The sequence below is a fragment of the Limnoraphis robusta BA-68 BA1 genome, assembly GCF_034932365.1.
GTDB classification, from domain to species: Bacteria; Cyanobacteriota; Cyanobacteriia; order Cyanobacteriales; family Microcoleaceae; genus Capilliphycus; species Capilliphycus robustus.
On record NZ_JAYGHR010000100.1, the window covers coordinates 40609 to 42742 of the forward strand.

The 2134-nt window shown below is 45.1% G+C and carries 1 protein-coding gene and 1 pseudogene; both read left to right on the top strand.

The window, feature by feature from the left end; all coding sequences use genetic code 11:
* The first annotated feature begins 181 nt into the window (after positions 1-181).
* Entirely contained in the window at positions 182-1573 is a 1392-nt protein-coding gene (locus VB836_RS28465; RefSeq protein ID WP_323224666.1) for an ankyrin repeat domain-containing protein, read from the top strand.
* A 376-nt stretch (positions 1574-1949) separates the two neighbouring features.
* Positions 1950-2134 (top strand): annotated as a pseudogene (locus VB836_RS28470) (RNA-guided endonuclease TnpB family protein); the annotation flags it as partial.

The window sequence follows — 2134 nt, forward strand, 5'->3', positions numbered from 1 at the left end:
CTGGTAACTGTTTACTGGTCACTGTTCACTGGTCACTGGTCACTGGTCACTGATAACTGTTAAGGGATTGACGGTTTTTGGAGGTTCCTGAGAATATGCAAGGTGTATATTAAATTGCGTAACCCTCCTCTCGGGAGGGTGTTTGTGCAGTCCTCTTTACCGAGTAGGATGAGAGACGTTCATGGGTTCTACACAAGACAGTACATTAATTCGGGCTGTTAAGACGGGGAACATTATTCATACCCGCGCCTTACTCGCCAAAGGGGTCAACGCCAATGCCAAAGATCAAGATGGTGTTACGGTTTTGATGCTGGCCGCACGAGCGGGTTATATCGACATCGTACAAACTTTACTAGAAAAAGGAGCTGAAGTTAATTACACGAGCAAACGCTATGGTTTAACAGCCTTAATGTTGGCGGTTGCTCATGGTCAACTCAACACGATTAAGTTATTGTTGGCACATGGGGCGAATGTGAATGCGAAAAACCCCAACGGTAGCACGGCGCTGATGGTGGCTTGCTTAAAGGGAAATGTGGAGGTGATCCGCTTGTTAGTCAGTGCGGGTGCGGATCTTCACCTTCGGGATCATCAACAACAAACGGCTTTTACTCTGGCTTTGTCGGCTAGCCATTGGGATGGAATTAAAACTCTTCTAGAAAGCGTTGTTGGGAGTCAGGAATTTATTTCTGCTGTGTTAACCGAAGCAATACAACAGCGAAATCTTAAACTGATTCAAGTGATCGCCAGCGCCGGAATTAATATTAACATCCCGAACAATGACGGTGAAACTCCCCTGATGCAAGCGGTAGACTTAAATCATCTCGAAATGGTCAAAACTCTGATTCAATTTGGGGCTGATGTGAACGCGACAACTGAGGATGGGGGGACTGCATTGATGGCGGCTGCTGCTTCTGGAAATCTGGCGATCGCTTCTCAGCTTCTTGATGCGGGGGCTAAGATCGCAGCCCAAGATCAAGATGGAGAAACTGCCCTACATTTAGCAGTTGTGGAGGGACACGCCGCGATGGTGGAACTTCTTCTGAGTTGGGGTGCTGATGTCAGTATTGCCAACAAATTGGGGGATACGCCTGTTATGGTGGCGTTATTACAGGGTTATAGCTCAATTTGTGCCAGCCTTTTACAACGGGTTTCTCCTGATAACCTCCCTCAACTCCTCAAGACTAAAATTTTTGGGGAAACAGCTTTGACGCTGGCGACTCTACACAATGATCTCGAAACGGTGAAGGTGTTATTAAAAGCTGGGGTTGATGTCAATGTTCCGGCGGATGCAGGAAAAACAGCACTGATGAAAGCAGGAGAACGGGGATATACACCAGTTTTGCGGGCGTTGTTAGCGCACGGAGCGCAAGTTAACCAGCAGGATGAGGTGGGGGCAACAGCGTTGATGTGGGCGGCTCACAGAGGGCATTTAGAGGTTGTACAAGCTTTAATTGAGGCGGGGGCTGATGTGAATTTGAGAAATCAAGGCGGATGTACGGCTTTGATGTTGGCAGAATTTCAGGGTGATAAAGCGATCGCCAAACACCTGAGAAATGCTAACGCTCAAGATTAACGTTTGTTATTTTAGGGGAGAGTATGCGGATTTTTGCAAAAAGGTAGGTGTTAAATAAACACATATTAATCCGTAAATTTCCCGAAGACATTTCACCCCGACCCCGGTTATTAATAGAGATAGGACTCAAAAAGATAACCTAAATTTAGTTTAGGTTTGGTAATGCACTCCTGTGGTAGATCGTTGAGTCAGTTAGGTTTGACACTTTCCGAGGGTGGCTGGGTGAAAGTGTCAACCTATTTACCTATCATCCGCAAGAAGGCTCCCGTCATAATCTTTGATTTGACGGTGAGATGAATTGCGGTCAACCGATTTGTTTATAAACCTATCATCTCTTTATAAAACTTGCTATAATTGTTGATCAGGAGGTGATCAAGTGTTAGTAATAGAAGCCAAGCTCAAAGGGACACAAGCGCAATACTCAAAACTAGATCAAGCTATTCGTACAGCACAGTTTGTCCGGAATAAATGTCTACGTTATTGGGAAGAAAATAAAAATGTAAGTCGTAACGATTTGCAAAAATATTGTGCTGTACTTGCTGATAACAAAGAGTTTCATTG